The organism is Rhizobium sp. P2_G9, from assembly GCF_056403475.1.
Genome location: NZ_JBFUFK010000011.1, coordinates 120,256 through 146,132 on the forward strand (window position 1 = coordinate 120,256; position 25,877 = coordinate 146,132).

General features: G+C 61.0%; 32 protein-coding genes. 17 read left to right on the plus strand and 15 right to left on the minus strand.

Annotated features, from left to right (window positions below; translation table 11 throughout):
* Positions 1 to 31 precede the first annotated feature (31 nt).
* The 4 genes from AC1DYF_RS11460 to serB form a co-directional block, all read right to left on the minus strand.
* Positions 32 to 313 (minus strand): BrnA antitoxin family protein, encoded by a 282-nt coding sequence (locus AC1DYF_RS11460; RefSeq protein ID WP_477876849.1) that lies wholly within the window; start codon positions 311 to 313, stop codon positions 32 to 34.
* Positions 306 to 587 carry a BrnT family toxin gene (locus tag AC1DYF_RS11465; RefSeq protein WP_477876850.1) on the minus strand — a complete coding sequence of 94 codons (282 nt, stop codon included), beginning with the start codon at positions 585 to 587 and terminating at the stop codon, positions 306 to 308. The genes AC1DYF_RS11460 and AC1DYF_RS11465 overlap by 8 nt, the downstream gene beginning before the upstream one ends.
* Before the next feature lie 129 nt (positions 588 to 716).
* Positions 717 to 947: a hypothetical protein gene (locus AC1DYF_RS11470; RefSeq protein ID WP_477876851.1), complete on the minus strand. Its 231-nt coding sequence runs from the start codon at positions 945 to 947 to the stop codon at positions 717 to 719.
* A gap of 169 nt (positions 948 to 1,116) precedes the next feature.
* A complete protein-coding gene (gene serB, locus AC1DYF_RS11475) occupies positions 1,117 to 2,010 on the minus strand; it encodes a phosphoserine phosphatase SerB (protein ID WP_477876852.1) in 894 nt (297 codons plus the stop codon).
* Here serB and miaA point away from each other — a divergent pair.
* Positions 2,009 to 2,905 carry a tRNA (adenosine(37)-N6)-dimethylallyltransferase MiaA gene (gene miaA, locus AC1DYF_RS11480; protein ID WP_477876853.1) on the plus strand — a complete coding sequence of 299 codons (897 nt, stop codon included), beginning with the start codon at positions 2,009 to 2,011 and terminating at the stop codon, positions 2,903 to 2,905. The genes serB and miaA overlap by 2 nt on opposite strands.
* Here miaA and AC1DYF_RS11485 read toward each other — a convergent pair whose 3' ends face one another.
* On the minus strand, positions 2,906 to 4,921 hold the full coding sequence (locus tag AC1DYF_RS11485; protein ID WP_477876854.1) for an ATP-binding protein: 2,016 nt from the start codon (positions 4,919 to 4,921) through the stop codon (positions 2,906 to 2,908).
* Between the two features lie 139 nt (positions 4,922 to 5,060).
* Entirely contained in the window at positions 5,061 to 5,639 is a 579-nt protein-coding gene (locus tag AC1DYF_RS11490) for an NADPH-dependent FMN reductase (RefSeq protein ID WP_477876855.1), read from the minus strand.
* A 181-nt stretch (positions 5,640 to 5,820) separates the two neighbouring features.
* Between AC1DYF_RS11490 and AC1DYF_RS11495 the strand changes: the two genes are divergently transcribed.
* Positions 5,821 to 6,276: a T6SS immunity protein Tdi1 domain-containing protein gene (locus AC1DYF_RS11495; protein WP_477876856.1), complete on the plus strand. Its 456-nt coding sequence runs from the start codon at positions 5,821 to 5,823 to the stop codon at positions 6,274 to 6,276.
* Between the two features lie 28 nt (positions 6,277 to 6,304).
* On the opposite strand, the gene AC1DYF_RS11500 is transcribed toward AC1DYF_RS11495, so the two are convergent.
* Entirely contained in the window at positions 6,305 to 6,688 is a 384-nt protein-coding gene (locus tag AC1DYF_RS11500; RefSeq protein ID WP_477876857.1) for a winged helix-turn-helix transcriptional regulator, read from the minus strand.
* A 286-nt stretch (positions 6,689 to 6,974) separates the two neighbouring features.
* Here AC1DYF_RS11500 and AC1DYF_RS11505 point away from each other — a divergent pair, with 286 nt between their 5' ends.
* The 4 genes from AC1DYF_RS11505 to AC1DYF_RS11520 all read left to right on the plus strand — a co-directional run bounded on the left by AC1DYF_RS11505 (position 6,975) and on the right by AC1DYF_RS11520 (position 10,982).
* The gene (locus AC1DYF_RS11505; RefSeq protein WP_477876858.1) at positions 6,975 to 8,753 is read left to right on the plus strand and encodes an acetolactate synthase 3 large subunit; all 1,779 of its coding nucleotides are present in this window, start codon (positions 6,975 to 6,977) and stop codon (positions 8,751 to 8,753) included.
* A 28-nt stretch (positions 8,754 to 8,781) separates the two neighbouring features.
* The gene (locus tag AC1DYF_RS11510; RefSeq protein WP_477876859.1) at positions 8,782 to 9,219 is read left to right on the plus strand and encodes a hypothetical protein; all 438 of its coding nucleotides are present in this window, start codon (positions 8,782 to 8,784) and stop codon (positions 9,217 to 9,219) included.
* Between the two features lie 97 nt (positions 9,220 to 9,316).
* Positions 9,317 to 9,892 (plus strand): acetolactate synthase small subunit, encoded by a 576-nt coding sequence (gene ilvN, locus AC1DYF_RS11515; RefSeq protein WP_477876860.1) that lies wholly within the window; start codon positions 9,317 to 9,319, stop codon positions 9,890 to 9,892.
* A 7-nt stretch (positions 9,893 to 9,899) separates the two neighbouring features.
* Positions 9,900 to 10,982, plus strand: coding sequence for an FUSC family protein (locus AC1DYF_RS11520; protein ID WP_477876861.1), 1,083 nt, complete (start codon positions 9,900 to 9,902; stop codon positions 10,980 to 10,982).
* A 20-nt stretch (positions 10,983 to 11,002) separates the two neighbouring features.
* On the opposite strand, the gene AC1DYF_RS11525 is transcribed toward AC1DYF_RS11520, so the two are convergent.
* From AC1DYF_RS11525 to AC1DYF_RS11535, 3 genes are all read right to left on the minus strand, one after another.
* Positions 11,003 to 11,482 carry a DUF2269 family protein gene (locus AC1DYF_RS11525; RefSeq protein ID WP_477876862.1) on the minus strand — a complete coding sequence of 160 codons (480 nt, stop codon included), beginning with the start codon at positions 11,480 to 11,482 and terminating at the stop codon, positions 11,003 to 11,005.
* A complete protein-coding gene (locus AC1DYF_RS11530) occupies positions 11,482 to 12,756 on the minus strand; it encodes an SDR family oxidoreductase (RefSeq protein WP_477876863.1) in 1,275 nt (424 codons plus the stop codon). Before AC1DYF_RS11530 ends, AC1DYF_RS11525 begins: the two co-directional genes overlap by 1 nt.
* A 145-nt stretch (positions 12,757 to 12,901) precedes the next feature.
* Complete coding sequence (locus tag AC1DYF_RS11535; RefSeq protein WP_477876864.1) at positions 12,902 to 13,744, minus strand: aldo/keto reductase; 843 nt, start codon at positions 13,742 to 13,744, stop codon at positions 12,902 to 12,904.
* 444 nt (positions 13,745 to 14,188) lie between these two features.
* Here AC1DYF_RS11535 and AC1DYF_RS11540 point away from each other — a divergent pair, with 444 nt between their 5' ends.
* Positions 14,189 to 14,653, plus strand: a complete 465-nt coding sequence (locus AC1DYF_RS11540) for an ester cyclase (RefSeq protein WP_477876865.1) — start codon at positions 14,189 to 14,191, stop codon at positions 14,651 to 14,653.
* A 47-nt stretch (positions 14,654 to 14,700) separates the two neighbouring features.
* Here AC1DYF_RS11540 and AC1DYF_RS11545 read toward each other — a convergent pair whose 3' ends face one another.
* A complete protein-coding gene (locus AC1DYF_RS11545; RefSeq protein WP_477876866.1) occupies positions 14,701 to 15,708 on the minus strand; it encodes a LysR family transcriptional regulator in 1,008 nt (335 codons plus the stop codon).
* On the opposite strand from AC1DYF_RS11545, the gene AC1DYF_RS11550 reads away from it, so the two are divergent.
* Positions 15,707 to 16,675 carry a zinc-binding alcohol dehydrogenase family protein gene (locus AC1DYF_RS11550; protein ID WP_477876867.1) on the plus strand — a complete coding sequence of 323 codons (969 nt, stop codon included), beginning with the start codon at positions 15,707 to 15,709 and terminating at the stop codon, positions 16,673 to 16,675. The genes AC1DYF_RS11545 and AC1DYF_RS11550 overlap by 2 nt on opposite strands.
* 210 nt (positions 16,676 to 16,885) lie before the next feature.
* Here AC1DYF_RS11550 and AC1DYF_RS11555 read toward each other — a convergent pair whose 3' ends face one another.
* Genes AC1DYF_RS11555 through AC1DYF_RS11565 form a run of 3 tightly spaced genes read right to left on the minus strand, consistent with a single transcriptional unit; the run spans position 16,886 to position 18,571 of the window.
* Complete coding sequence (locus tag AC1DYF_RS11555; protein WP_477876868.1) at positions 16,886 to 17,662, minus strand: anti-sigma factor family protein; 777 nt, start codon at positions 17,660 to 17,662, stop codon at positions 16,886 to 16,888.
* Complete coding sequence (locus AC1DYF_RS11560) at positions 17,659 to 18,213, minus strand: RNA polymerase sigma factor (protein WP_477876869.1); 555 nt, start codon at positions 18,211 to 18,213, stop codon at positions 17,659 to 17,661. The genes AC1DYF_RS11555 and AC1DYF_RS11560 overlap by 4 nt, the downstream gene beginning before the upstream one ends.
* On the minus strand, positions 18,197 to 18,571 hold the full coding sequence (locus tag AC1DYF_RS11565; protein WP_477876870.1) for a COG4315 family predicted lipoprotein: 375 nt from the start codon (positions 18,569 to 18,571) through the stop codon (positions 18,197 to 18,199). Before AC1DYF_RS11565 ends, AC1DYF_RS11560 begins: the two co-directional genes overlap by 17 nt.
* A gap of 187 nt (positions 18,572 to 18,758) precedes the next feature.
* On the opposite strand from AC1DYF_RS11565, the gene AC1DYF_RS11570 reads away from it, so the two are divergent.
* From AC1DYF_RS11570 to AC1DYF_RS11600, 7 genes are all read left to right on the plus strand, one after another.
* The gene (locus AC1DYF_RS11570) at positions 18,759 to 19,352 is read left to right on the plus strand and encodes a LysE family translocator (RefSeq protein WP_477876871.1); all 594 of its coding nucleotides are present in this window, start codon (positions 18,759 to 18,761) and stop codon (positions 19,350 to 19,352) included.
* Between the two features lie 147 nt (positions 19,353 to 19,499).
* Entirely contained in the window at positions 19,500 to 19,814 is a 315-nt protein-coding gene (locus AC1DYF_RS11575) for a type II toxin-antitoxin system RelE/ParE family toxin (RefSeq protein WP_477876872.1), read from the plus strand.
* Complete coding sequence (locus AC1DYF_RS11580; RefSeq protein WP_477876873.1) at positions 19,811 to 20,086, plus strand: helix-turn-helix domain-containing protein; 276 nt, start codon at positions 19,811 to 19,813, stop codon at positions 20,084 to 20,086. Before AC1DYF_RS11575 ends, AC1DYF_RS11580 begins: the two co-directional genes overlap by 4 nt.
* A 182-nt stretch (positions 20,087 to 20,268) precedes the next feature.
* Complete coding sequence (locus AC1DYF_RS11585) at positions 20,269 to 20,670, plus strand: VOC family protein (protein WP_477876874.1); 402 nt, start codon at positions 20,269 to 20,271, stop codon at positions 20,668 to 20,670.
* A gap of 63 nt (positions 20,671 to 20,733) precedes the next feature.
* The gene (locus AC1DYF_RS11590; protein WP_477876875.1) at positions 20,734 to 20,973 is read left to right on the plus strand and encodes a type II toxin-antitoxin system Phd/YefM family antitoxin; all 240 of its coding nucleotides are present in this window, start codon (positions 20,734 to 20,736) and stop codon (positions 20,971 to 20,973) included.
* On the plus strand, positions 20,970 to 21,416 hold the full coding sequence (locus tag AC1DYF_RS11595) for a PIN domain-containing protein (protein WP_477876876.1): 447 nt from the start codon (positions 20,970 to 20,972) through the stop codon (positions 21,414 to 21,416). Before AC1DYF_RS11590 ends, AC1DYF_RS11595 begins: the two co-directional genes overlap by 4 nt.
* Before the next feature lie 40 nt (positions 21,417 to 21,456).
* A complete protein-coding gene (locus AC1DYF_RS11600) occupies positions 21,457 to 22,587 on the plus strand; it encodes an ATP-dependent DNA helicase (RefSeq protein WP_477876877.1) in 1,131 nt (376 codons plus the stop codon).
* A gap of 50 nt (positions 22,588 to 22,637) precedes the next feature.
* Here AC1DYF_RS11600 and AC1DYF_RS11605 read toward each other — a convergent pair whose 3' ends face one another.
* Positions 22,638 to 23,342 (minus strand): MerR family transcriptional regulator, encoded by a 705-nt coding sequence (locus tag AC1DYF_RS11605; RefSeq protein ID WP_477876878.1) that lies wholly within the window; start codon positions 23,340 to 23,342, stop codon positions 22,638 to 22,640.
* Between the two features lie 410 nt (positions 23,343 to 23,752).
* Between AC1DYF_RS11605 and AC1DYF_RS11610 the strand changes: the two genes are divergently transcribed.
* Together AC1DYF_RS11610 and AC1DYF_RS11615 are read left to right on the plus strand one after the other, a co-directional pair.
* Positions 23,753 to 24,505 carry a pyridoxine 5'-phosphate synthase gene (locus AC1DYF_RS11610; RefSeq protein WP_477876879.1) on the plus strand — a complete coding sequence of 251 codons (753 nt, stop codon included), beginning with the start codon at positions 23,753 to 23,755 and terminating at the stop codon, positions 24,503 to 24,505.
* A 38-nt stretch (positions 24,506 to 24,543) separates the two neighbouring features.
* Complete coding sequence (locus tag AC1DYF_RS11615; protein ID WP_477876880.1) at positions 24,544 to 25,827, plus strand: FAD-dependent oxidoreductase; 1,284 nt, start codon at positions 24,544 to 24,546, stop codon at positions 25,825 to 25,827.
* The last annotated feature ends 50 nt before the right edge of the window (positions 25,828 to 25,877 follow it).

A 25,877-nucleotide genomic window follows, 5' to 3' on the forward strand; every position in this document is an offset into this window, starting at 1 on the left:
CGATTGGCGAGTTGATTGCCAGGGAGACGTTTCAGCCGCTGTTTTTGATCGCCTCGATCATGTGCCGGCGCAGGACGCGGTTGATCTCCGTCTGGTAGCCGCCGGCTTCGGCCCGTGTCTTGAACCAGTCGAGCAGGTCGGAATCGAGGCGGATGGTCACGGATGTCTTGGTGGGGCGGAAATAGCGGCCGCGCTCCCCGGCCAGCATATTGTCTCGCGGCGCCTCGGGGATGTCGTTGGTATCAATCTCGTCCTCAGGGAGGCGATTGACGAATTCAAGCTCGGCTTCCATTTTCCTGGTCAACTCAGCCATTCTCGTAGGCATATTTTTCATGTCGTGTTGCGCGTCTCGCGCCAATGATGCGGATGATTTCTTCGCCACTGCTGTCTCTTTCCGTGTAGACGACCAACAAAAGCGTGGCTGCACCAACGGTGCCGATGCAATGCATTCGCCTCTCGCCATTGTCGATCCGATCGAAATAGGTCCAGTGGAACGGGTCTTCCCAGACTTTTATCGCCGTCTCGAAGGAGATGCCGTGCTTGCTCTTGTTGATCCTGTTCTTGTTGTCATCCCATTCGAAACGCATTGAATATTACCACATCCTCGCAAATGTACATACAAAAATGTAATTACAAGCAGAAAGCGCTCGGGACCACATAAAGAGAGGCAGGCGGACACGCCGCCTGCCTCACCATTTCAGCGATGATGATCGGGGTCAGCCGTTCGGATTGCAATAGCGGATATAGCACCGGTATCCGGTGCGGATGGCGCATTCGTAAAGTGCCCGCCGCATCGCCGAGCGACGGTTCGGATAGTTGTAGCTCCAGCCAGACGCGCCATCGCGGGCGCCGGCGAGGCAGCTCCAGGCAAATGCCTCCGTCTGAAGCGAAGCAGCAAAACCGAGACCCATGAGACCAATGATTGCGAATTTCCAATTCTTCTTCATTCCAGCCTCCATTTTTGAAATGGGCGCGAACAACTCCCTCTTCGCGCCTGAAGAAGTGACGAATTGACCTTCAGCATTATTCGGACGCGATACCATCCGTTTCAGCAATTTCACTTAAATTGGAGGCTCTGTCCACCGATCCTGTGGTGTAGGGTAAATATATCGACGGTTATTCTGCGATGACGAAGTCCCTCTTGCGGTAACCTTGGATGTAGAGAAGGGCGGTCAGATCACCGTGATCGATGCGCATCTTCGCCTCGGCGGCCACGATCGGCTTGGCATGCAGCGCCACGCCCGAACCGGCGAGCTTGATCATGCCGAGATCATTGGCACCGTCGCCAACGACGATGGCGTCGTCGGGGGTAATGCCGAGCCCCTTCGTGATGTCGATCAGCGCGTCGACCTTGGCCTGCTTGCCGAGGATTGGTTCGGCGACCTCGCCGATCAGCTTGCCGCTGCGCTCGAGCAGGATATTGGCGCGGTTTTCGTCGAAGCCGATCTTTTGCGCGATCGGTCCGGTGAAGACGGTGAAACCGCCGGAAACGAGGGCAGTGTAAAAGCCCTTGGCCTTCATCGTACCGACGAGCTCAATGCCGCCGGGGGTGAGCGTGATGCGCTTGGTGATCACTTCGCCGACGACCCAAAGCGGCAGGTCCTTGAGCAGAGCGACGCGTTCGCGCAGTGCCGGCTCGAAGGCGATCTCGCCGTTCATGGCGCGGGCGGTGATTGCCGCGACCATCTCCTTGAGCCCGACCTCGGCCGCCAGTTCATCGATGCATTCCTGGCCGATCATGGTCGAATCCATGTCGGCAAGCAGCAGCTTCTTGCGTCGCGTCTCGGCTTCCTGGATCACGACGTCGATCGGTTGGCCGGCCACCGCGTCGCGGAGCAGGACCTCGGCCTCCGATGCGCTCATACCGTCGCGGACGGGGATGTCGGCAGCGATGCCGTCGGCCAGCCAGTAGAGTCCGGCGGCGGAAATCGCCTCGGCCGCCTTTTCAGCCAGCGACGGAACAAGTAGAGGATGGGCGGGGCTGGCGATGAGCGTGGCGACGAGGGCCATGGAGAATTCCTTGGATAGGGCAAATGATGCAATCCTGATAACCGGGCCGACCGCCAGCGGCAAGTCCGCGCTCGCCGTTGAACTGGCACGCCGGCACGATGGCGAGATCGTCAATGCCGATAGCATGCAGGTCTACGACACGCWGCAGGTCCTGACCGCGCGGCCGTTCGAGGCAGAGATGGGCGGCGTTCCGCACCATCTCTATGGCACAGTGCCGGCGGGTCGGGCCTATTCGACTGGGGACTGGCTGCGCAATGCAGAACAGGTCGTTGCCGAGATCGTTGCACGCGGCAAGATGCCGATCTTTGTCGGCGGCACCGGGCTTTATTTCAAGGCGCTGACAGGCGGTCTTTCGGACATGCCCGTCATTCCACCTGATGTCCGCGAACATTGGCGTGAGCGGCTGCGGAACGAGGGGCCGGACGCGCTGCATGCGGAACTGGCAAGGCGGGATTCGTCCGTTGCCGCCACACTCAACCTCGCCGACGGGCAGCGTATTGTCCGTGCGCTGGAAGTGCTCGACGCCAGCGGACGCTCGATCGGCGACTTCCAGGAGCAGTCCGGTCATGCAGTGGTCGATGCCGATCGTGCCAAGAAAATCATCGTTCTGCCGGATCGGGCGGTGCTGCACGACCGCATCAATCGGCGCTTCGGCAAAATATTCGAAATGGGGGCTGTCGAGGAGGTGAGGGCGCTTCTGGCGCTTGGGCTTGGTGCCGACATGCCTGTGATGAAGGCGATCGGTGTGCCGCAGATCACTCGGATGCTGCGGGGCGAACTGACGGCGGACGAGGTAATCGCACAGTCCTCGGCTGCCACGCGCCAATATGCCAAGCGGCAGATGACCTGGTTCCGCAACCAGATGGCTGAGAATTGGGACCGGATCGGGAGCTGATCAGCGCTTCAGCAGGCTGTCGAACGGCTTGCGGAGCAGGCTTTCGCGGCGCGCCTGGAGATCGGCAAGCGACGGCCTGGGGGATGCAGGTGGTGGAGACGGCGCCTTCGGTTCTCCGGCAAGCCGAGAATAACGATCGATATGGTTGTCGGGCCGGCCGCCGAACTCGGCGTCGACGCGCGCCTGGCCCGGCAGCATGCCGGGCGAATAGGGCTCGAGCGGCGTTTCCTCGGCAGGTTGTTGGCGGACGGGGAAGTCCGCGCCACGCGTCGCCTCGCTGACGCCGGCGGTGACCGCTTCAAACACGGATGCTTCGGCGGCGGAGATGCGCGACTGGAAGTCTGAGATGTCAGGCCCGGCGGTCGAGCGCAGGCGCTCGACGATCGTGCCGAGATTGATCGAATTCGGATCGAGGTCGCTTTCCTGCGCGTCGGCACCGTGTGCCGTGGGCAGGATGCTCTCCTTGATGCGGTTGAACTTCAACCGCATCGGCACCGGCACGGCCTCGCCGAAGGCAATCGCCTCGCCATTGGCGAGTGAGGAGATGAAGCTCAGCGCCGAGGCCGAGGAATCCGGCAAGGCCTTGCCGATAATGTCCTGGTCGCGCTCATTGGCAAGGCGAAGCGAAAAGATCGTCGAGCATTGCGACAGGATGGTCTGGTCGAGTTCGCCCGGCCGCTGGGTGATGATGCCGAGCGATACGCCGTATTTGCGGCCTTCCTTGGCGATGCGGGCGATGGCCTGGCGCGTCGGCAGGAAGCCGAGATTGGGATCGGCCGGCACGTAGCGGTGCGCCTCTTCGCAGACGACGAGAATATGGATCGCGCCTTTGCTCCACAGCGCGATTTCAAAGGCCATGCGGCAGAGCACCGAGGCGACGGAATTGACGACTTCCGACGGGATGCCGGCAAGCTGGAACGTGGTGATCGGCCGGTCGCCGCCAGGGATGCGGAAGATCGAGGCGATGGTTTCGTGGATCGTGTCCGTGATCGTGTTCGAGGAGAACATGAAGCGATAGCGCGGATCATTGATCACCGCAGCCAGGCGCAGTTTTAGGGAACGGAGATGCGGCTTTTCCGTGCGGCCTTCGAGTTTGCCGATGCGTTCGTCGATAAACGCCATCAGGTCGGCGATGCGGTAAGGGACGGGCGTGTCGGCGGTAACGCCGTTGCGCTCGGAGGCGCGGCGACCCTGGCCGGGCTCAAGGCCGCGGAAGGCGCGCTTGGCCTCGGGGATCAGGTCGCGCAACACGTCGAGTTCGTCCGGAACCGGCGGCCGGCCGCGGAAAATCACCTCGGCGAATTCTTCCAGCCGGAAAAGCCAGAAAGGCAGGTCGAGCGAGCCCGTTTCGATGACGACGGCCGTGTCGGGGAAGGCGGCGGCAAATTCGTTGTGCGGATCGAGGATCAGCACTCTGAGCTTGGGATCGGAAGCCACCGCTTCGCGCAGCAGCAGCGACACCGCGGTCGATTTGCCCGAACCGGTGGAGCCGACGACAGCGAAGTGTTTTGACAGCATCGACGGCATGTGGATCGCGGCATCGATGCTGTCATCCTGGCTGAGCTTGCCGACGATGCAGCTCTCGCGTTTGCCGTGGTCATAGATGCGCATGAGGTCGGACGAACGAATCTGGTGCGCCGGGGCGCCGAGATAGGGATAGTTCGAGATGCCCGAGGAGAATTTTTCCGAGCCGTCGGGAAACTGGCGGACCTCGCCGACGAGCTCCACCTGGATCTGGAAGCTGTTGATGATTTCATCCGACCAGACCGGCGATGTCGCCTGGATCGAGCGGGTCAGTGCCACCACGCGGTTGACACCAACTGCGATGGTCATCAGCTTGCCGACACCCCAGATCGCGGCCGCTTCGCCCGCGCCGGGCGGAAGATCGGCCGCGACGGTCGCATTGCCGCCATCGCAGGCAATGACATGCCCGAGCGATCGGCTGGTCGGCTGCTCCAGCCCGCGACGCTCCTGGACGCCGGCGCTGGGTGAATTTTGCAGATCCTTGCTGTACAAGGCGTCACTCCAGGGGGAAGTGTGAAGTCGCAAGCCTATACAGCGCTGGTTAAAATCCTGTTTCGGGCCAGTTGATCCAAAATGGTGCAGGCAGGATGGGTCGCCGTCTCGTTCGGACGGCAACCCATTGGTGCGGCGCTTATTTTTCGCGCGCAGCTTTCAGCGCATTCGTCCACCAGAGGAGCTCGTCCAGCATCGTCTTGGCTGTATCGATCAGGTAGGGATAGTCGGCCATGGTCTTGCCTTCGCGCATGATGCCGAGCAGCTCGGCCATGCCAATATGGACCGGGTATTTCAGCGAGGCGACCTGCAATTCGGCGAGGATGCCGCGCAGATGCTCGACGGCGCGGGCGCCACCCGAGCCGCCATAGGCGACGAAGCTCGCCGGCTTGCGGTTATATTCCTTGTAGGCGTAATCGAGCGCGTTCTTCAGGACGCCGCTGATCGAATGATTGTATTCGGCGGTGATGAAGACGAAGCCGTCGAGGCTGGCGATCTTCTCGCCCCATTTGCGCGCCACCTCGTTTGCCGGCGGCACGAACAACGGCGACGCCTTTTCCTCGAAAAACGGCAAGGGGAAGTCGCGCAGATCGACGATTTCGAAATCCGCGTCGTCGCGCTGACGGGCAATATCCATCAGCCAGTTCGTCGGGTTGTCGGCAAAGCGACCCTGACGCGTGGTGGAGATGACGATGCCGATCCGGGGTTTCGTAGCCATGTTCGCTCCTTATGCTTACGAATGGTAAGCAATGAATTAGGAGTAACCGAATGAGGCTGCAAGACGGCACTTTTTGGGAAGTGACTTACCTTTTGGGAACCGGCGAAACGGCTGCGATCGGTACTTCTAAAACGACCATGCAAAGCTTGCGGCCGATAATAATCTCGGCCATGCTCCACATATGGACCACGCAACCGAATATCTCATCCCTTTCGTTCAGTTCCCGCTCGACATCGATCCTTGGCCTGAACTTTCCGGCTTCGTGCCGTTCGCGCGCAACTGCTTTGCCGACGTCTTTCTTCTTGATGAGATTGGGCAGGTCTATTTTTTTGATATTTCGTTGTCGGAGCTTTCAAAAATTGCAGAAGACCGGGATGAATTTCTATCCTTGATATCCGACGATCGCGATGGATGGCTGCTTCAGCCACTGGTGGATGCCTGTCGTCATGCCGGCCTCGGTCTGAAGGAAGGACAATGTTACGGGTTTAGACTGCCAACCCTACTTGGCRGTGAATATCGTATCGAGAATATTTGCGTGGCGGTCTTGGATGAATGGATGCCCTTCATGCGGGATTTGCACCGTCAGGTCGGTCACCTTCCCGACGGAGCAACCGTGGACATAGAGTTTGTGGATTAGAGAGCGGGCTCATCCCGGATCTGTGCGATCAGCGCGAGCCGATTGATTTGCTTGTCAGATCGAAATTGACCTGGGCTTGCACGATGGCGGCACGATTGTCCATGACCCACCGGCCGATCGGCTCCAGTGCGCCTTTCAGCGATTGACCAAGAACGGAAAGCTCGTAGTCGACGCGCGGCGGGATCGTCGGGTAGACGGTGCGGATGACCAGGCCGTCGCGCTCGAGATTGCGCAGCGTCACCGTCAGCATGCGCTGCGAAATGCCGGGAAGCGCGCGATGCAATTCCTTGAAGCGCAAGGGTTTGTCGTTCAGCGCCCGCAGGAGCAGGATCGTCCACTTGTCGCCGACCCGGGAAAGGATATGGGCGACGGGGCGGCAATCTTCGGAATGGTGTTCGCGAACCTTGGTCATCGGCGCATTGTAGCAGGAAGCTTTCGGCGGGCAACCGGCCCATCCAAGGGTTAAATGGTGCCGGACTCTGCAATTGTCCAATTGACGGCGGGCGAATTTGCGGTTACCACAGCGCCATGATGATCAAGATTGCAAACATTCTTGTAGTGGGAAGGCGCATGGGCAGGATGGTGTAACCATCCGGCGTTAGCCACCCATGCGCTGAACGAGGCTCCTCCGGGGGCCTTTTTTTATGCCCGCAAACTTGGTAATCCGCGCGATACACGAAGGGAAGGACTTGAGGACAATGGCGAGCGACGACAATCGAATGACTGGAGCGGAAATCGTTCTGAGGGCGCTGAAGGACAACGGCGTCAAGCATATATTCGGCTATCCGGGCGGCGCTGTGCTGCCGATCTATGACGAGATTTTCCAGCAGGACGACGTCGAGCATATCCTTGTGCGGCACGAGCAGGGCGCCGGCCATGCCGCCGAAGGCTATGCTCGCTCCACCGGCAAGGTGGGCGTCATGCTCGTCACCTCCGGTCCCGGCGCGACGAATGCCGTCACGCCGCTGCAGGACGCGCTGATGGATTCGATCCCGATCGTCTGCCTGAGCGGCCAGGTGCCGACACCGCTGATCGGCTCCGACGCCTTCCAGGAATGCGATACCGTCGGCATCACCCGGCCCTGCACCAAGCACAACTGGCTGGTCAAGGACGTCAACGATCTGGCGCGGATCATCCATGAGGCCTTCCGCATCGCCCAGTCAGGCCGGCCGGGTCCAGTCCTCGTCGATATCCCCAAGGATGTTCAGTTTGCCACCGGCACCTATACGCCGCCGTCTGCCGTTCCGGTCGAGGCCAATTACCAGCCGAAGATCCAGGGCGATCCTGCCGAGATCGAAAAGGCCGTCCAGGCAATGGCCGGGGCGCGGCGGGGCATCATCTATTCCGGCGGTGGCGTCGTCAATTCGGGGACGGCTGCCTCGACATTGCTGCGCGAACTGGTCGAAGTCACCGGCTTTCCGATCACCTCGACACTGATGGGCCTCGGTGCCTATCCGGCCTCCGGTCCGGCCTGGCTCGGCATGCTCGGCATGCACGGCACTTACGAGGCCAACATGGCGATGCATGACTGCGATGTCATGCTGTGCGTCGGCGCCCGTTTCGACGACCGCATCACCGGTCGCCTCAATGCCTTCTCGCCGAATTCGATCAAGATCCATATCGACATCGATCCGTCCTCGATCAACAAGAATGTCCGTACCGACATCCGTATCGTCGGCGATGCGACTTCGGTGCTTGAAGACATGCTGCGCACCTGGCGGTCTTCGGCGAAGACCGCCGACAAAAGCCGGATGAACGACTGGTGGGAGCAGATCAAGCGCTGGCGCGGCCGCAATTCGCTGGCCTATACCATGTCCAACGACGTGATCATGCCGCAATATGCTATCGAGCGGCTCTATGAACACACCAAGAACCGAAACACCTACATCACCACCGAAGTCGGCCAGCACCAGATGTGGGCGGCGCAGTTCTATCATTTCGAGGAGCCAAACCGCTGGATGACTTCGGGCGGCCTCGGCACGATGGGCTATGGCCTGCCCGCGGCCTTGGGCGTGCAGATCGCCCATCGAGATGCGCTGGTCATCGACATTGCCGGCGACGCTTCGGTCCAGATGACGATGCAGGAAATGTCCTGCGCGGTGCAGCACGACGCGCCGATCAAGATCTTCATCCTGAACAACCAGTATATGGGCATGGTGCGCCAGTGGCAGCAACTCCTGCACGGCAACCGGCTGTCGCATTCCTATACCGAGGCGATGCCGGATTTCGTCAAGCTGGCCGAAGCCTATGGGGCGCATGGCATCCGCTGCGAGAAGCCGGGCGACCTCGACGATGCGATCCAGGAAATGATCGATGTAAAGAAACCGGTCCTGTTCGATTGCCGCGTCGCCAACCTGGCCAATTGCTTCCCGATGATCCCGTCGGGCAAGGCGCATAACGAAATGCTCCTGCCGGACGAGGCAACCGACGAGGCGGTCGCCAACGCCATCGACGCCAAGGGTCGGCAGCTCGTCTGAGGTCGCTGCCGGAGTCGGAGGAAACGCCATGGTCGCTCTCATCCTCGTGCTCATCGCCGTACCCCTGCAGTTGCTGGGGTATACGGGGACGTGCACGCAGGGTGGGGATGACGAGGCATTGGCCGGCGCGGTGTTTTCAGCACCGTTTCTGCTGGTGGCTAGTCTGCTTATGGTTCGGCATTTGCACCAGGCCGTGCGGCGGGTGCCGCATCTCCTGGCAGGCTTTGCCGCCGCCGGATCGATTGCTCTCACCAGCGCCATCTGGCTCAGCGTGCTTCGCTTCGGCAATGGTTGTCTCTGGAAGATGGAGGAGCCAGCATCGGCAGGGTTTTATGCCACGACATTTGATGCCCGCAACGCTCTGATGCTTTGCTCCTATCTGATCTTTCCAGCGCTCGTGATCCTGCTGGCGCGATTCGACAAAGCCCTGGCATCTCTGGCGGGAATGCACAGGCAGACAAATTGACCAGCCACGGGGCCGGAAGCAGTCGAGCCGGCCAGGCAAACAGCAATTCAGCCATCTCGTCGTCGGGTTGGCGTACTAGAACAACAAGGGAAACACCATGAATGCAGCGCATCTTCAGCCGACTGGGTCGGCCTATTTCATCCCCAAGGAGACCGAGCTTGCGGAGAGCCACACGCTTTCCATCCTCGTCTCCAACGAGCCGGGCGTACTCGCGCGGGTGATCGGCCTGTTCTCCGGCCGCGGCTATAATATCGAGAGCCTCACGGTTTCAGAGACCGAGCATCGCTCGCACCTGTCGCGTATCACCATCGTCACGCGTGGCACGCCGCATGTGCTTGAGCAGATCAAGTCGCAGCTAGAGCGCATCGTGCCGGTGCACCGGGTCGTCGACCTGACCAACAGGGCTCGCGAAATGGGGCAGGATCGGGCGATCGAGCGTGAGCTCGCGCTGGTCAAGGTCACCGGCCATGGCGAGGCACGTGGTGAAGCGCTGCGTCTGGGCGAGGCCTTCAATGCCAAGGTGACCGATGCGACGGTCGATCATTTCATCTTCGAGATCACCGGCAAGTCCTCGAAGATCGACCAGTTCATCACCATCATGCAGCCGCTCGGGCTGATCGAGGTCTGCCGTACCGGCGTCGCCGCGATGAATCGTGGTCCGCAGGGCATGTGACCGGCCGATGCGCTGGCCGAACGTCACGACACGCACGATCGACGAGATCGAATGCGTCGTCTCTGTGCTTCTGGCCATCGTTTTTGCTCATCTGCTCGATGCGCGGAATGTCTCCTGGGCCGCCTTTTCGGGATATATGGTCATGCGCGGCCATGTGTCAGAGACTTTTCCGCGCGGCGTGCTCAGGATCGTCGGCACCGTGGTCGGCGCCGCGATCGGCCTGGCTGTCGTTCCCTTCGTTTATAGCCAACCGATCCTGGTCGCGCTGTCGGCGGCAATCATCGGTGGGCTGGGGCTCTATCGCAGCCTGACCGCCAAGCATTCCTATGCCTGGTTGTTTGTCGGCCTCACCTTTGTGATGATCCTGTTCGACAAGGCTGAACATCCCGATGCGCTGCTGAGCGGCTTCGCCGTGACGCGCATCCTTGAAATCATCGCCGGCACCAGCGCCTGCGTGCTGGTGAGCGCCATCTCGACAGTGACCGTGCGCCGCACTTGGCCTGGTGTGTTAGGGCCGCCGGCGCGCGAAGCCGGCTGGCATCCGCATGCGGCGCTGCATGCGGCGGAAGGTGCCTCGGCATTGCTGCTCCTGCCGTTGATCGGTTGGCTGTGGCCGCGGCCGGACCTGGCGCAGGCGGCGGTGACGATCATGGCGGTGATGCTGCTGCCACTGAGTACGATCGAGGTCAGCGGCTTCATGCCGGTCACCTATCGCATGGGCCTGCGTGTTGCCGGCTGTCTGGCGGGTGCCGCCTTCGCCTTTATCTTTGTCGTCCTGGGTGGCGGCGGGTTGGCGCTGCTGCTGCTTGGATTGGTGATCGGCGTGCCGATCGGCCGGCATATCGAAAACGGCAAGGGCAGGTTTGCCTATTCCGGTGTCCAGTTCACGCTGGCGCTGCTTGTCGTGCTCGTGCCCGACAATTATTCCCGCGTGGCGATCGATCCGGTCTATGAGCGGCTGCTCGGTATCATTCTCGGCGTGGCGTTGCTGCAGCCGGTCCTGCTCGTCTGGCATGCTGCCTTTTCAGGCCGGCGCGCGGTCGCGCGGGGCAGGGGCAGCGACGGCCCTGACCCCGGCAATGCCGCATGAGATAGCGCAGGATCGGGCAATCAGAAGAGCCGGATATCCGGCTTGGCCAGCATCAGCCAGACAATGCCGAGCACGGCGGCGAAGGCCGGGAAGCCGCAGGCGAACCAGATCCGGTAGAGCCTGAACCATTCGGGCGGCAGGGGCGTACTTTGTGCGACCGCCTCGCGCGCCATGTCCCTCAGCTGCGTCTGGATCCAGACGACCGGCAGCCAGAACAGGCCGGTGAGGATATAGAGCGCCAGCGACAGCAAGAGCCAGCCGTCGGACAGCGACCAGCCGACGCTGCGGGCGAGAAAATAGCCGGTGATCGGCTGGGCGATGACGGCGGTGGCGGTAAACAGCGTGTCGGCGACCACCACCGTGTCGGCGACATGGGCGATCAGGTCAGGCTTTTCGGTGCGCCGGGCCATGACCATGAAAAAGGCGATGCCGGCGCCGGTTCCGAAAAGCACGGTCGCGCCGACGACGTGCAGTAGGCGTAGAATGACTTCGAGATCCATCAACGTTCATCCAGGATGGCCAGTGTCGCCAGCGACAGGATGATCGCCGGCAATACCTTTACGTATGGGCCGAGCGGATCGAGCCAAAGCGATGTTTCGAGAATGCTGCCGCCGATGAGATAGAGGCAGGCCAGTGCGATCTGCCCGATCAGCGCCAAGCGCGACAGTGGCCGGTAGAGCACGCCAAGCCCAAGCCCGATATCGAGGAGCGAGGTGATGATCGTCACGGCATCGGCAGCGGCCGTCGGCATGAAGGGCAGGAAATGCGCCGACGCCGGTGCGATATCGATCAGCGCGATCGTGCCGGACAGGAACCAGAACAGCGCCAGTGCAACGACCATGACCGGCTTCATCAGATAGAGCCGGGCAAACCACAGGTCCTGGACGCCGGCGGGGTAGGCGGCGAGCGTGTCGCGCGTCGAGCGAAGCGGAACGGCGACCATTGGCTCCGCCGCCTCGATGCCGGCCGACATCACCCGCATCGCCGTCGTGCGTAGCGGCGAGCGCCAGCCGAGCAGGCCCGACAGGTCGGCGAGCCGGGAGATCGCCGCACCGATCGCCGGCGCCAGCGGCAGGATGCGGGCCGGCGCCAGTCCCAGCCAGGCGCGGTGCAGCCGGACAAGTGCGGCCAGATCGAGCGCGTCGCCGGCGAGTTCCGTATCGGTGCCGGGCGCCAGCCTGCCGCTCAGCGCCGCAGCCACCGCCTCGACCACGTCGTCGAGCGCCACGGTATGCACCGCTTGGTCGGCATAGACGAGCGGCATGGTGAGCGGCATCGAGGCAAGCGCTCTCAACAATGCCGACCCGCCATGCGCATTGCGGCCAAGAACCAAAGCCGGGCGCAGGATGACATGGGGGAGGCCGGACCGCTTCAGCGCTGCGTCGGCGCTCGCCTTGGTGACGAGAAAGGGCAGGTCGGCGGCGAGGTCGAGGCGGGCGGAGATCTGCACGACCACGCCGACGCCGGCTGCCTTGCAGGCGTCGTAGAGCGCCAGCATCGCGTCTTGCTGGGTGGCTGCAAGATTGTCGCGCAGGCCATCCTGCAGCGCGCCGGCGCAATTGACCACGGCCTCGATGCCTTCGAGCAGCGGCATCCAGCGTTCGGGTTCGGTCAGGGTGGCGAGGTCGACCCTGATCCAGCGCGCGGTGGGGAACCGGTTCTGCGCATGGCCGATGTCGCGGCCGAGGCCGGTGACATTGCAGCCGGCGCGGGCAAGCCGCGCGAGTACCGCCGAGCCGATGAAGCCGTTTGCACCGAGAATCAGGATCGTCATGATGGATGGTACCACAGATGGATTTGGTGGGCGGTGCGCGGAACGGCGGACCTTCTCCTCGAGGGGAGAGGGAATCTGCCTTTGACGCCCTGCCACAAGCAGCGTTGCACTTATATGATTGCCCTGCGCAGCAATGCGCCCAACTCTACAACATCTCCAACGGTCGCTTCCGCGCTGGCGGCGAGAAGGCCTCGTCCAGAGCCTTCCAGTCTGCGTCGCTGATGGAGAGTTCGACAGCGCCACGGTTCTCGGCGGCACGGGTGCGCTCGGACGTCTTCGGGATGGCGATGATGTCGCCTTGACTGAGCAGGAAAGCCAGCGCGAGTTGCGCCGGCGTGGCCTGATTGGCTTTGGCGATGCGGATCAGTTCGGGGTGGCTGAGGAGCCTGCCCTGTTCGATCGGCGAATAGGCCATGATGGGCACTTTGCGTTGCCGGCACCACGGCAGCAGATCATATTCCGGGGCGCGGCGGGAGAGATTGTAGAAAATCTGGTTGGTCGCGCATCGTTCGCCGCCCGGAATGTCGAATAGTTCCTCCATGTCGTCGGTGTCGAAATTCGACACGCCCCAGGCGCCGATCTTTCCGGCCTGTTTGAGGGTCTCGAAGGCTTCGATCGTCTCGGTAAGCGGATGCTCGCCGCGCCAATGCAGCAGGTAAAGGTCGATTGTATCGGCCCGCAAACGCTTCAGACTGCGCTCGCAGGCGGCGATCGTGCTGTCGCGGCGGGCATTCCAGGGATAGACCTTGCTGACCAGGAAGACATCCGGACGCCGCCCCCGGATCGCCTCGCCGACGATCTCCTCTGCGCCGCCCTCGGCATACATTTCGGCGGTGTCGATCAGCGTCATGCCGAGGTCGATGCCGGCCTTGAGGCTGTCGATCTCGCGCGCGGCATCGGCCTTGCGCTCGCCCATATTCCAGGTGCCCTGGCCAAGGGCTGCGACCTCGCGGCCATCCGGCAGCCTGACGCGTGGTATTTCGGACATTCTTGCCTCTCAGTTCGGACTTCCAGCCGCAGCATAAGCAAGCCTCGGTCCGCGGCACAAGCCGGTTCAGGCGTTGAACTGCCGGTACCAAGTGTCGGCACTGCGCCACCGCATGCCCGCTGACGATATACTCCGCCACCACCGAGCGCCCCGATGGCGCGCCTTCGATAATGGTGACGAGGCCGCCCGCCTGATACGCGCGGTGCGGACACTTACCTTCCTTCCAGAAGCGAATGGTGGCGGGGAAGGGACCTCACCCGATCACCCCGCAGTTGCCCGCAATCCCAGTACTTGAAAAATTTTGTTTCTAGTCTCGATCAACACCGCCAGTTTATCGAGTTTTTGCAAAAACCTATTGTTTATCCGGCGGTCAACAGCGCGGCGACTTCACTGGCCGGGCTGGTTCCTTGGCCCGCCGGACCCATTTGAAAAAAGGAAGCTCCCTTGATTGAATCCTCCCACTCAGCAGCGTCATCCGTCACCCAGCCGTCGGCTGTGACCGACACTAACCGACGGCTCCTGGACGCGTTTGTTGACTTCATCAACACTGCTGACGAAGGCAAGGCCAACCGCCTCGTATCGCCAAGCGCAACATTTTTCGTTCCCGGCCGCATCGAGCCATTGATGGGTCCACCCGGTTACATGCAGATCATAGGCATGATGCGAAGCGGCTTTCCCGATATCCAGTGGACACTCGAGGATGCAGTGTTCGGTCCAGACAAGATCGCTGCTCGCTTTACAATGCATGGCACCCACAACGGAAGCTTCCTTGGTGTTTCGCCGACTGGAAAGGCCATTTCGGTCACTGCAATCAACATCTATTATCTGCGTCATGGCCAGATCGTTGGGGAATATGGTCAACCTGATTTCTTGGGTCTCATGCGGCAAATCGGCGCCATTCCAGGATAGTCACGCCGAGAAATCGTATACCGGGACCGTGCTGCAGCATGTCGGAGTCACTTTACCTTCTCACTTCCGAACTCGGTTGCCGCGAAATCAAGGAAACTGCGCAGTTTGGGTGTGACCCTTCTGTCGGGCGCGTAAAGTACGTGCAAGTGACGCGTCGGCACCTGATAGCCAGGCAATAGAGGGACAAGTTTCCCAGTCTCTATTCCTTGGCGCAACAGCTCAAGCGGCTGAAGAATGACCCCTTGTCCGGACAGCGCCGCGCTCAAAAGGGCTTCGCCGCTGTCCATCATCAACTTTCCCGCAATGGCGACGCTGCTTCGTCCGTCGGGTCCGTCGAAAGTCCATTCCGTCCTCAAGCTGGTATGCGAGAAAATCAGACATTCGTGTTGGCTCAGATCGGCAGGCGTTTGCGGGATACCATGCAGTTTCAGATAGTCCGGCGAAGCGCAGATACCCAAGCGATAGGGGTTGAGTCGTTTGGCGATCAAAGCGCTGTCGGACAAGTCCCCCACGCGGAACACGGCGTCATAGCCCTCGTCAATCAAATCGATGAGACGGTTTGACAAAGACAGTTCAACCGAAATCTGGGGATAGGTGCGCATGAACCCTGGAAGTTTCGGAGCAAGCAGATGGATGCCGAATGTGACGGGGGCACTTATTCTCAGCCTACCCCGCGGTATGATGCGGGTCTCCTCTGCCAGGGCTTCCGCGGCTTCGACCTCTGCAAGGATATTTTGCGAGCGCTCGTAATACTGTTTGCCAATGTCCGTCAGATGCTGACGGCGTGTGGTTCGGTTGAGAAGCTTGACACCCAGATAATTCTCGAGCGCCTGCACGTGCTTTCCCACGAGCTGCGGCGAGGTGCCGAGCGCCTCTGCTGCCCCGCTGAAAGAGCCCATTTCCACGGCTTTGACGAAAATACGCATGCTTGAGAAGCGATCCATTGGAAACATTCTGTTGCAAGTGTTGATCAGGAAGCGACATTTATCACGAATTTGTTTTTGATCACATCTGTGTGCAGCGTTCGTTCTCCAACTGGAGTTGATCTCTTCCATGAAAGCAGTTGTCGTTCACGAGCCTGGGCCGGCAGACGTTTTGAAGCTTGAAGATAGACCCCTGCCGGACGCGAAGCCGGGTTGGGTGCTGATCCAGGTCCATGCATTCGGCTTGAACAGGTCCGAGCTTTTCACGCGGCAGGGACATTCTCCCAGCGTCGTCTTTCCCCGCATTCTCGGAATCGAAGCCGTCGGCGCGGTGGTCTCCGCGCCGGGCGGTGAATTCCACGCGGGCGATATCGTGGCGACTGCGATGGGCGGCATGGGCCGTGCCTTTGACGGCGGCTATGCAGAATTTACACTTGTTCCAGCCGCGAATGTTCAAAAGCTCAGGACCAATCTCTCCTGGGATGTTCTGGGTGCTTTGCCCGAAATGGTGCAGACGGCGTGGGGCGCCCTGGAAACGGCGCTCCACCTGAAGCCGGGTGAGATCCTGCTCATACGCGGCGGGACGACATCGGTTGGCCTGACAGCTGCGATCCTGGCCAAGCGTCTTGGCGCTCATGTGATTGCGACCACCCGGAGGCAAGATCGTCGGTCGATGCTTCTTGAAAACGGCGCCGACGAAGTCATCATCGATCCAGGAGAAATCGCGGCAGATGTGCGCCGCCTTCACCAAAGCGGAGTTCATAAGATATTCGAACTCGTTGGCACGACGACCCTGACGGACAGCCTCAACTGCGCCGCCAGGGGCGGCAGTGTGTGCATGGCAGGAATGGTCGGAGATGCCTGGGAGTACCAGCGCTTCGCACCCATGGAGATTATTCCGTCGACCGTCAACCTGACCACTTACTCCGGCGGAGCCGATGATTTTGTCGCTACGCCTTTGCAAGACATCATCGGCGAGGTCGAAGCCGGACGGTTCAAACCGCCGATTGGCCGGGTATTCAAGATCGATGAAATCGTCGAGGCGCACCGCGTCATGGAACAAAACCTCTCCGGCGGAAAGATCGTCGTGCTCACCTGACATCGGGGATCGCCGCCGCGTTCTTCGAAGACGTCTGTTGTGTCCGGGATGCACCCTTGCGGCAATCTCCCCCTTGAGGGCAGGGCAATTGCATATGACAAAGCCCCTGTCCACCTTGTGGGCGGCCGAAGGACGGGTCGAGACTAGTGGCTCGACCCTAAAAGTTGGGTGGCTTGGTATCCTGTGCGACTGCCTGCCGCACAAGCCGGTTCAGGTGTTGAACTGCCGGTAGCAGGTGTCGGCGATGCGGCGCAGCATGTCGCGCGGGATCTCGCCGGTGACAGCATAGGAGAGCCGGTCGTCGATCCAGTAGAAGGTCTCCACCGGGCCGTTGCTGGCGAAGCGGAAGCTGGTGACGTCGTTTTCGCCGCTCTGGCCGACCATGACTGTCAGCCGCTTGCCGGTCGCATCCTCATACATCAGAAGCGCGCCGGCCTTGCCGTTGACCGGCACCAGCCGGCCGCCGACGAGGTTGAAACCCAGGCCGGAAAGATCGGGGGCGGCGAATTTGTGGCCGAGGCGTTTGCCGAGCCAGGTGACCAGATGGTCCTTCTCATTGGCCCGGACCTCGACCGGATGGCGCACTTCGCTGGTATAGATCAGGAAGGCGGAACTGGCCTCCTCGTGCAGTGCTGCCTGCTCGACCGGGAGATGTGCCGGTGAAGCAGGCAGGAAATGGCCGGTGGCGACGCCGGCAAGGAACAGGCAGAGACCGGCGGCAATGGCAGCCGGATAGCGCAGCCATCCGATGCGGGCCGGCTGCGGTGCGTCGGCAAACATGGCGGCATCGTCGGGTCGTGTGGTGCGGTAGGGCGCAAACGTCGCCTGGATGGCGCGGTTCTGTGCCTGCCAGTCGCGCACCCGGGCGAGATCTTCTGGATGTTCGCGCAGCCAGCGTTCGACGCGCGCCATGTCCTCGGCCGACAGCTGTGCATCGGCATAAGCGTGCAGCACTTCAGGCGAAAGGGGGGTGTCGGCGTCGGTCATTCGGGTCTCCGGAGAGGAATCACATTGTCGCCGGCGAGATGCCGGCCGAGCTGTTCGCGGGCGCGGGCCAGCCGCGACATGACAGTACCGATCGGCACTTTCAGCATGTCGGCAACCTCGGCATAGGCATAGCCCTCGATCACCACCAGCATCAGCACCGCCCGGTGCTCGGATGTCAGTGCATCCAGCGCGCGGGCGAGACGGTCGCGCTGCAGCGGATCGCCCGCCGGCTCGGCAGCAGGCACACCCTCTGCCTCGTCGATCTCGACGGACGGGAAGCTGCGCAGCCGGCGCGCGCCGTTGCGATAGAGATTGGTCATGATCGCCAGCACCCAGCCGCGCAGGTTGACGCCCGACCACGTGGCACGGTTGACGAGGACGCGCTCGATACTGTCCTGCAGCAAGTCCTCGCCGTCGGCGTCCGAACGCGCCAGGCTGCGCGAATAGCGCCTGAGGTCCGGCATCAGGGCCATCAGCCGGCCTTCGAAACTGTCGGGGGCCGGCGCGCCGGCGCCGGCCGGATCGGATGTGGGTTTATGGCCGAGCGGCATCCCAGACGCCCTTGAAGCCATCACCCGTTGCGTCGCCTTGTTTCTTGTCCTTAACCCAATAATAGAGCGGCATGCCGTTCTTGGCCCATTGCTTCGAGCCGTCCTTGCGTTTGATGATTGTGTAGCCGCCGTCGGCCTTGTCGCTCGCCTTGGCCTTGAAGGGCGGCCAGTATTCTGCGCACTCGCCGTTGCAATTCGACATGCCGTCCTTGTCGTTCTTGAACGTATAGAGCGTCATGCCTTTTGCGCCGGCGAGCACATCGCCCTTGTCGGTCTTGACGGTTGTCACAGCCGGCGCGGCGAAGGCTGCGGAGGCGCTGGCGGCGAGCAGGATCGGGATCAGAATTCGGACACGCATCATGGTCTCCTCGGGTTGGATGCCGCGCCTATTGCTGCGGCTGGACATGAGACACACGGCGCGCCCGGTTTATTCCATCGGCCGGCCGAGATTTTTTCCGACACATGAATTTCGCTGTTGCGGGCTTCAGCCGAATTGATTGGACGCTGTCACGCGCATTTCTTTATCTTCGCTACGCGGGGGCCTCATGAAACTCGAAATCTTTCTGTCATTGCTGCTGTTTGCGGCCACGACATCGGTGACGCCAGGGCCGAACAACATGATGGTGCTGGCCTCCGGTGTCAATTTCGGATTCCGGCGCACCATACTGCATATGCTCGGCATATCCGGCGGCTTTTTCGTATTGCTCCTCTGCGTCGGCTTCGGGCTTGGGGCACTGCTCAAAGCTGTCCCGGCGCTGTTCGTCGTGCTCAAGATCGCTGGCGGTCTCTATCTGCTTTGGATCGCCTGGAAGATAGGCACGTCTCGATCGCTGGGCGAGGGCAAGACGGGCGCGCAGCCGATGTCGTTTCTGGCCGCCGCTGCGTTCCAATGGGTCAATCCCAAGGCGTGGGTCATGGCCATCTCGTCGATGACGACCTATACCGATCCCAACCGCTATGTGCTGACTGTGTTTCTCGTCGCGCTCGCCTTCGTGGTCGTCGGCATTCCGTCCATATCGCTCTGGGCCGGTTTCGGCTCGGCGCTGCGCGAATGGCTGTCGCATCCGGCGCGGCTCAAATGGTTCAACATCATCATGGCGGTGCTTCTGGTGCTCAGCCTCTGGCCGATGCTAAAATAGCCTCGCATCTCACCTTCACCGTCATTCCTCTCGAATGTTCCCATAATCAAAGAACCCCGCTAATCCCAGACTTTTTCGTTCCTGCGCATCTCCGCAAGTTCACCAGTTAGCACTTGAAATTATATATCCATTCGGATATATAATGCCATGAGTAAAAAGCAAATTCAATTTCTTGGCGATAGCCTATCAAGAATTCGGGATTTTTCCGAAGAGGCTTGTAGCGTTGCTGGACAAGAGCTTAGACGTCTTCAATTCGGTGAAGAGCCACACGATTGGAAGCCATTCAAAGCAGCCGGCTCGGGCGCGCGCGAGATACGAATTTGGGATGCGGAAGGAACATTCCGGGTAATCTATGTCGCGTCGATCAATGATCGCGTCTTTCAAAAGAAGACGGAGAAGACAGAAAAATACGACGTAGACTTGGCACGTCAGAGATACAAGCAAATTAAAGGTGCGTCATGAAAGAGCAAGTTTTTGACAACGTATGGGATGCTCTTTGCAATACGCGCGAAGAAGCCGAACATATGACCTTGAAGTCCGATCTCCTAATCGAGGTCGAACGTGCTGTTAAAGGATGGAACGTCACGCAATCCGCTGCGGCAGAACGTCTCGGTATAACGCAACCACGTTTGAATGATTTACTGCGAGGACGCATAAACAGGTTTAGCCTTGAAGCGCTTGTCGATCTTGCATCGCGGGCGGGGCTTAAGGTTAAACTGTCGGTCTCTGCTTGAGCACTTCGGCCCATGCACGAGGATGCGCTAGTGGTGAGATTGTGCAGGGCGCTGAGGGGGAACGCGATGCCGCACGACGGGTCGAACTACGGATAGCAGCGGGGCCGATCTCTACACAAGCGACAAAACCGCTTGCCAATTCCCGCAATATGTTCTTTCTTTGTTCCGAAAGGGAGAGAACGATGCTCAGCTATCTGTCGATCGGCGCCAACGATACCGAGACATCTGGCCGCTTCTATGCCGCGCTGCTCACGCCGCTCGGCTATGAGCAGACGCGGACCGAGCGGCATTTCGGTTTTTTCATCCCCGGCGTCGCCGACCCGGACAATGGTCCCGGTACGATCTGGGTCGGGCCGCCTTTCGACGGCGGGCCGGCGACCTCCGGCAATGGCATGATGCCGGCCTTCCAGGCCGGCACGAGGGCGCTGGTGCGCACGTCCTACGAAGCCGGCATGGCGGCGGGCGGTACGGACGAAGGCGAGCCGGGGCTCAGGCCGCATTATGGCGAGAATTTTTATGTGGCCTATCTGCGCGATCCCGTGGGCAACAAGCTGGCGGTGTTTTGTACGGCGGCGGGCGAATAGTCGCTTGCCTGGGGCAGGCATCCGAGATAATGTGGTCACATGTAGTTACAAGGACGTGTTGAAATGAGGTCAGTCCCCATTCGCGAAGCGAAGGCGAAGTTTTCTGAGTTGGTCGACGCTGTCGAAGCGGGCGAGCAGGTGACGATCACGCGGCATGGCGAACCCGCAGCCGTGCTGGTGTCCATCGAAGACGCGAAAAAGGTTCGGCGGCAACGCAGATCGGTTGCCGATGTGCTCCTGTCCTTTCCCGGTGGCATCGAATTTGAGCGTGACCAGACCCCGATCAGAGATGTCGACCTGTGAGCGAGCGTTATCTGCTCGATACGTCCGCGATATCCATTCTGGCTATGGACAGGCCGGAACTCGTCCAGACGTTCCGCGACTGGATCGCGGCGAAACAGGACGAACTTTATGTTTCGGTCGTGACGATCATGGAAATTGAACAAGGTATCAGGACGTTATCGCGAAGAGGGGCTTCTCGAAAAGCGGCGAATTTGGCCGCATGGTTGTCCAATCTCGAAGATGCAATGGACGAAAATGTATTGGATGTCACAAAGGAGATTGCGAAATCGGCAGGTCAACTGGCTGATCGCACCGAGGCCGAGGGCTGGCATCCAGGCTATCCCGATGTGCTCATCGGCGCAACTGCTATCGTCCACGACTTTTCAGTCCTGACGCATAATGTCAGGCATTTCGAGGCGATGAAGGTTCCATGCTTCGATCCCATCGCGTCGCTTCCTGTCTAAATGCCTTGTCAATTGATCTCGAATCCTGCCAAGTCCGACCATGCAATTTTCGACCCAACAGGATGAGGCGCTTCAGGCGGTGTCGCGCTGGCTGAAAGAGCCGCGCAGCCAGGTGTTCCGCCTGTTCGGCTATGCCGGCACCGGCAAGACGACGCTTGCCAAACACTTTGCAGAACATGTCAATGGCGGCGAAGTGTTGTTTGCTGCCTTCACCGGCAAGGCGGCGCAGGTGCTCAGATCACGCGGCGCCTCGAACGCCAAGACCATCCATTCGCTGATCTACCGGCCGCGCGGTGAGGAGGAGATCGAAGACGAGGTCACCGGCAAGACCAATGTTTCGCCGATGTTTTCGCTCAACCGACAGAGCCCGGTCGCCAAGGCGCCGCTGATCGTCATTGACGAATGTTCGATGGTCGACGAGGCGCTCGGCAAGGACCTTCTGAGCTTCGGCACCAAGGTGCTGGTGCTCGGCGACCCCGGCCAGTTGCCGCCGGTTTCGGGCGGCGGCTTCTTCACCGAGCAGGAGCCGGACTACCTGCTGACCGAAATCCATCGCCAGGCGCGCGACAATCCGATCATCCAGCTTGCCATGCATGTGCGCGAAGGCAAGGAGGTCATGTATGGCGATTACGGTACGGCGCAGGTCATTCCGCGCAGTGACGTGACGCAGGATCTCGTGCTCGGCGCCGATCAAGTTCTGGTCGGCACCAACAAGACGCGCAAGCGCTACAATCAGCGCCTCAGGGAGCTCAAGGGCTTTCCCAACAGCTACCCGGCCGCCGGCGACAAGCTGGTCTGCCTGCGCAACGACCAGGTCAAAGGGCTGCTCAACGGTTCGCTCTGGCAGGTGCTGTCGGCCTCCAAGGAAACGACGAAGCCGGGGATCAACCTGCTCGTGCGGCCGGAAGACGACGACATGGATCGCGGTGCGGCCAAGATCAAGGTGTTGAAGGCCGCCTTCGAGGAGATCGACGGCGAGATACCCTGGAACATGCGCAAGCGTTACGACGAGTTCGACTATGGCTATGCGCTGACCGTGCACAAGGCACAGGGCTCGCAATGGAACAATGTCGTGCTGTTCGATGAGGCCTGGGCCTTCCGTGACACGCGCGAGCGCTGGCTCTACACCGCCGTGACACGGGCGGCGGAACGGCTGACGATCGTCCGCTGAACCTGTTCCAGCTATATCGGTTACGGCCCGTGGCTGTGACGACCTTGTCTCTAGGAGCTCTCAGTGCCGATCAGTCCGAGCAGCACGGCCTTGGCGACCGCCTGGAAACGGTTGGAGGAGCCGAATTTGCGGATGATGCCGGCTTCAGTGGCCATGATGTCGTCCATCGGGCGCCTGAGCGCCGTGGCAATCCGCATCGGCGTATAGCCTTCGGCCATCAGTTTCAGGCACTCGAACTCGATCTCTGAGAGGAAGGGCGTGCGCGGCTGGCGGTTGTCATTATTCTCGGCGCCGGCGTCAGAGCCCTGTTCGAGGATTTCGTTGATCTGCTGCAATTGCCGCCTGAGCAGGGATTCGTCGGCCAGCAATTCCTTCCTGCGGTCGAGCATTGCCTTGTGGAACATCCGGTCGCAGTCATCCTGCGATGCAGCCTGTTCCAGTTCAAGCAGCAGTTCCTGGATCTGCACGATCGGCATGCCGGTTTCGCGACAGAGATTGATCAGCGCCATCAGTTGGACCTGGCCAGGAGGGTAGACCCGCATGGCGCCGGTGCGGATCGGCTTCAACAGCCGCTTCTCCTCGTAGAAATGCAGCGTACGGTGGGTGACGCCGAAAAAATTGGCCATGTCGGCGATCGGGATCGGTTTGGCGGGCAGACGTCGCGGCAATGGCACCGCCGGAAGAAAATGGCTCTCGGCGCCATCATGGGATTGTTCCGAAAAAGCACTCGTCGGATTGTCCGTCGATCGGTGCATGCCCTTGCCGCCCTCCAGTCCCTCGAGGCGTCCCTGTCGATGGCGATCGGCAAAATCATACGTCTCAACATGCCAGCGCTCTGCCGCGCTGCTGTCTCTTGCTGCCGTCGCCCTTCGTCCCCAATCGCATTGTTTATAAAATGGGACCGAACATCAAGGGGATAGATCAAATTCCATCAGCGATGAGGCGATTTTACACTAATTCTGAGAGGAAGTCGCGCCAGCCTGCTGTCGGATATGGATTTCGGCCGGCAATTCCGGGTGGGTTCAACCGATTTTCCATTCGCCGGCGAACAAAACGGTTGCGCGCGACTCTATCAAAAAACGCGATCGATGCATGACGAAATATGGTTGGCGTTGATCATTCCGATCGGCTAATGAGGTATGGTGTTGCCTTTCCGGACCGTGCCATGCCCGCCAAGCTTTCCGTCAATCTCAACGCAATCGCCATGCTGCGCAACCGGCGCGACCTGCCATGGCCAAGCGTCACAGGCTTTGGCCGCATCGCGCTTTCGGCCGGTGCTGCTGGGCTGACCGTGCATCCGCGGCCTGACGAGCGGCATATCCGCTTCACCGACGTGCCGGCGCTCAAGATGCTGATAAAGACGGAATTTCCGGACCGGGAATTCAATATCGAAGGCTATCCGACGGAAGACTTTTTGCGGCTGGTCGAAACCCACAGGCCCGACCAGGTGACCCTGGTGCCCGACGATCCGTCGCAATCGACATCCGACCATGGCTGGGCTTTCGCCGAGAATCGTCACCGGCTGACGGAAGTCTGTGGCCGCCTGAAGCGTGGCGGCATGCGCGTGTCGCTGTTTGCCGAAGGCGATGCAGATGCCGACGAGGTGTCGGTGGCGAAAGCCGTCGGCGCCGACCGCATCGAACTGTTCACCGGGCCCTTTGGCGGCTGCTACGACGACCCCGACGCTGCCCGGGCCTGGGTGGAAAAGCTCGGAGCCACGGCCGACCGCGCGAAGACCGTAGACCTCGAGGTCAATGCCGGCCACGATCTGACGGTCGCCAATCTGCCGGCGCTCACGGCACGTATTCCGCATCTCGCCGAAGTCTCCATCGGCCATGGCCTGACCGCGGATGCACTGGAATATGGCATGGCGGAAACCGTGCGGCGGTTTCGGCGTGCGCTCGGCGAAATATTCTGAGGCGCTTGGCCGTCTCAACAGAGACGGACGAGGGCAGAATGGCAGCAACCAATCCCAGGACGATCGCGATTTGCGGGGCAGGCATTGCCGGCCTTGCGGCGGCGCTATTTCTCTGTCGTGCCGGCCACCGGGTGACGATCTATGAGCGTTTCGACGCGCCTGCGCCGGTGGGCTCCGGGCTCATCCTGCAGCCGACCGGGCTTTCCGTGCTGGCGGCACTTGGCTTGCTCGACAAAATAATCGGGCTCGGTCATAGGATCGACCGGCTGCGCGGCACCGATGCTGAAAGCGGCCGTACGGTGCTCGATGTGCGCTACGCCGCCGGGCCGAAGCGGCGGTTCGGGCTTGCGGTGCAGCGCGCGGCGCTGTTCGACGTCCTGCATGATGCGGTGCGCGCCGCCGGTATCGAGATCAGGCCGTCATCGGCGGTGAGCGGGGTGGCGGATGTGACCGGCCGGCCGACGCTCATGCTGGAAAATCGAATGGCCGCAAGCTGCGACCTGCTCGTCGATGCGACTGGGGCGCGCTCGCCACTGGTGGCGAACCTGCTGCCGAAAGCGGGCGGCCGGGAACTCGCCTATGGCGCCTTCTGGGCGACGCTGGATGCCAGCGGCTTCGATTTCGAGCGGCATTCGCTCGTGCAGCGCTACGACCATGCCGAAGTCATGATCGGTGTGCTGCCGGTCGGAAGGCTCGATATGGCTGCACCGGAAAAGCTCGCCTTCTTCTGGAGCCAGAAGACGGGCGAAGCGGAGGCGCTGAAGACGGCGGGTCTTGCGGGCTGGAAGGCCTGCGTACTCAGCTACTGGCCAGAACTGTCGCCGCTTCTTCAACAGATCGATGATTGGAACGCGATGGTGCTGGCGCGCTACCGGCACCAGACGCTGGTCCGGCCGGCGGTCGGCCGCGTCGTGTTCATCGGCGACGCTGCCCATTCCACCAGTCCGCAACTGGGGCAGGGCGCCAATATGGCCCTGCTCGATGCGGCGGCGCTGGCAGCGGGACTTGCCAGGCATGCCGATCTCGATGCGGCGACGACGGCTTATTGCCGATTGCGTCGCCGGCACGTCTGGCTGTTCCAGGGGCTTTCCCGGATTTTCACGCCATTCTACCAAAGCGATTCGCATCCGCTTTCGGCCGTCCGCGATCAACTGGTGGCGACCGTCGCCAATCTGCCGCCGATGCCGCGCATTCTGGCTTCTATCGTCTCGGGCATGCTGGGCGATCCGCTCGCCGGGATGGATATTGCCGAATGCGACTGGGAGGATGAAGCAGAGACGTTCGGAGCCATTCGCCTCGCATCCGGCGCGCCGAACGGATGACGCCAGGCTTTTGCTGCATGCCGCCGGCGGAATCTGGAATCGGATCCAAA

Bases quoted from the DNA above. Each gene is read 5' to 3' on its own strand.
- serB (WP_477876852.1), bottom strand. From the start codon at position 2,010: ATGGCCCTCGTCGCCACGCTCATCGCCAGCCCCGCCCATCCTCTACTT.
- ilvN (WP_477876860.1), top strand. From the start codon at position 9,317: ATGAATGCAGCGCATCTTCAGCCGACTGGGTCGGCCTATTTCATCCCC.
- AC1DYF_RS11500 (WP_477876857.1), bottom strand. From the start codon at position 6,688: ATGACCAAGGTTCGCGAACACCATTCCGAAGATTGCCGCCCCGTCGCC.
- AC1DYF_RS11505 (WP_477876858.1), top strand. From the start codon at position 6,975: ATGGCGAGCGACGACAATCGAATGACTGGAGCGGAAATCGTTCTGAGG.
- AC1DYF_RS11525 (WP_477876862.1), bottom strand. From the start codon at position 11,482: ATGGATCTCGAAGTCATTCTACGCCTACTGCACGTCGTCGGCGCGACC.
- AC1DYF_RS11580 (WP_477876873.1), top strand. From the start codon at position 19,811: ATGAAAGAGCAAGTTTTTGACAACGTATGGGATGCTCTTTGCAATACG.
- AC1DYF_RS11615 (WP_477876880.1), top strand. From the start codon at position 24,544: ATGGCAGCAACCAATCCCAGGACGATCGCGATTTGCGGGGCAGGCATT.
- AC1DYF_RS11520 (WP_477876861.1), top strand. From the start codon at position 9,900: ATGCGCTGGCCGAACGTCACGACACGCACGATCGACGAGATCGAATGC.
- AC1DYF_RS11585 (WP_477876874.1), top strand. From the start codon at position 20,269: ATGCTCAGCTATCTGTCGATCGGCGCCAACGATACCGAGACATCTGGC.
- AC1DYF_RS11600 (WP_477876877.1), top strand. From the start codon at position 21,457: ATGCAATTTTCGACCCAACAGGATGAGGCGCTTCAGGCGGTGTCGCGC.
- AC1DYF_RS11560 (WP_477876869.1), bottom strand. From the start codon at position 18,213: ATGCCGCTCGGCCATAAACCCACATCCGATCCGGCCGGCGCCGGCGCG.
- AC1DYF_RS11465 (WP_477876850.1), bottom strand. From the start codon at position 587: ATGCGTTTCGAATGGGATGACAACAAGAACAGGATCAACAAGAGCAAG.
- AC1DYF_RS11550 (WP_477876867.1), top strand. From the start codon at position 15,707: ATGAAAGCAGTTGTCGTTCACGAGCCTGGGCCGGCAGACGTTTTGAAG.
- AC1DYF_RS11555 (WP_477876868.1), bottom strand. From the start codon at position 17,662: ATGACCGACGCCGACACCCCCCTTTCGCCTGAAGTGCTGCACGCTTAT.
- AC1DYF_RS11575 (WP_477876872.1), top strand. From the start codon at position 19,500: ATGAGTAAAAAGCAAATTCAATTTCTTGGCGATAGCCTATCAAGAATT.
- AC1DYF_RS11530 (WP_477876863.1), bottom strand. From the start codon at position 12,756: ATGACGATCCTGATTCTCGGTGCAAACGGCTTCATCGGCTCGGCGGTA.
- AC1DYF_RS11605 (WP_477876878.1), bottom strand. From the start codon at position 23,342: ATGCACCGATCGACGGACAATCCGACGAGTGCTTTTTCGGAACAATCC.
- AC1DYF_RS11590 (WP_477876875.1), top strand. From the start codon at position 20,734: ATGAGGTCAGTCCCCATTCGCGAAGCGAAGGCGAAGTTTTCTGAGTTG.
- AC1DYF_RS11490 (WP_477876855.1), bottom strand. From the start codon at position 5,639: ATGGCTACGAAACCCCGGATCGGCATCGTCATCTCCACCACGCGTCAG.
- AC1DYF_RS11510 (WP_477876859.1), top strand. From the start codon at position 8,782: ATGGTCGCTCTCATCCTCGTGCTCATCGCCGTACCCCTGCAGTTGCTG.
- AC1DYF_RS11610 (WP_477876879.1), top strand. From the start codon at position 23,753: ATGCCCGCCAAGCTTTCCGTCAATCTCAACGCAATCGCCATGCTGCGC.
- AC1DYF_RS11565 (WP_477876870.1), bottom strand. From the start codon at position 18,571: ATGCGTGTCCGAATTCTGATCCCGATCCTGCTCGCCGCCAGCGCCTCC.
- AC1DYF_RS11460 (WP_477876849.1), bottom strand. From the start codon at position 313: ATGGCTGAGTTGACCAGGAAAATGGAAGCCGAGCTTGAATTCGTCAAT.
- AC1DYF_RS11535 (WP_477876864.1), bottom strand. From the start codon at position 13,744: ATGTCCGAAATACCACGCGTCAGGCTGCCGGATGGCCGCGAGGTCGCA.
- AC1DYF_RS11545 (WP_477876866.1), bottom strand. From the start codon at position 15,708: ATGGAAGAGATCAACTCCAGTTGGAGAACGAACGCTGCACACAGATGT.
- AC1DYF_RS11570 (WP_477876871.1), top strand. From the start codon at position 18,759: ATGAAACTCGAAATCTTTCTGTCATTGCTGCTGTTTGCGGCCACGACA.
- AC1DYF_RS11470 (WP_477876851.1), bottom strand. From the start codon at position 947: ATGAAGAAGAATTGGAAATTCGCAATCATTGGTCTCATGGGTCTCGGT.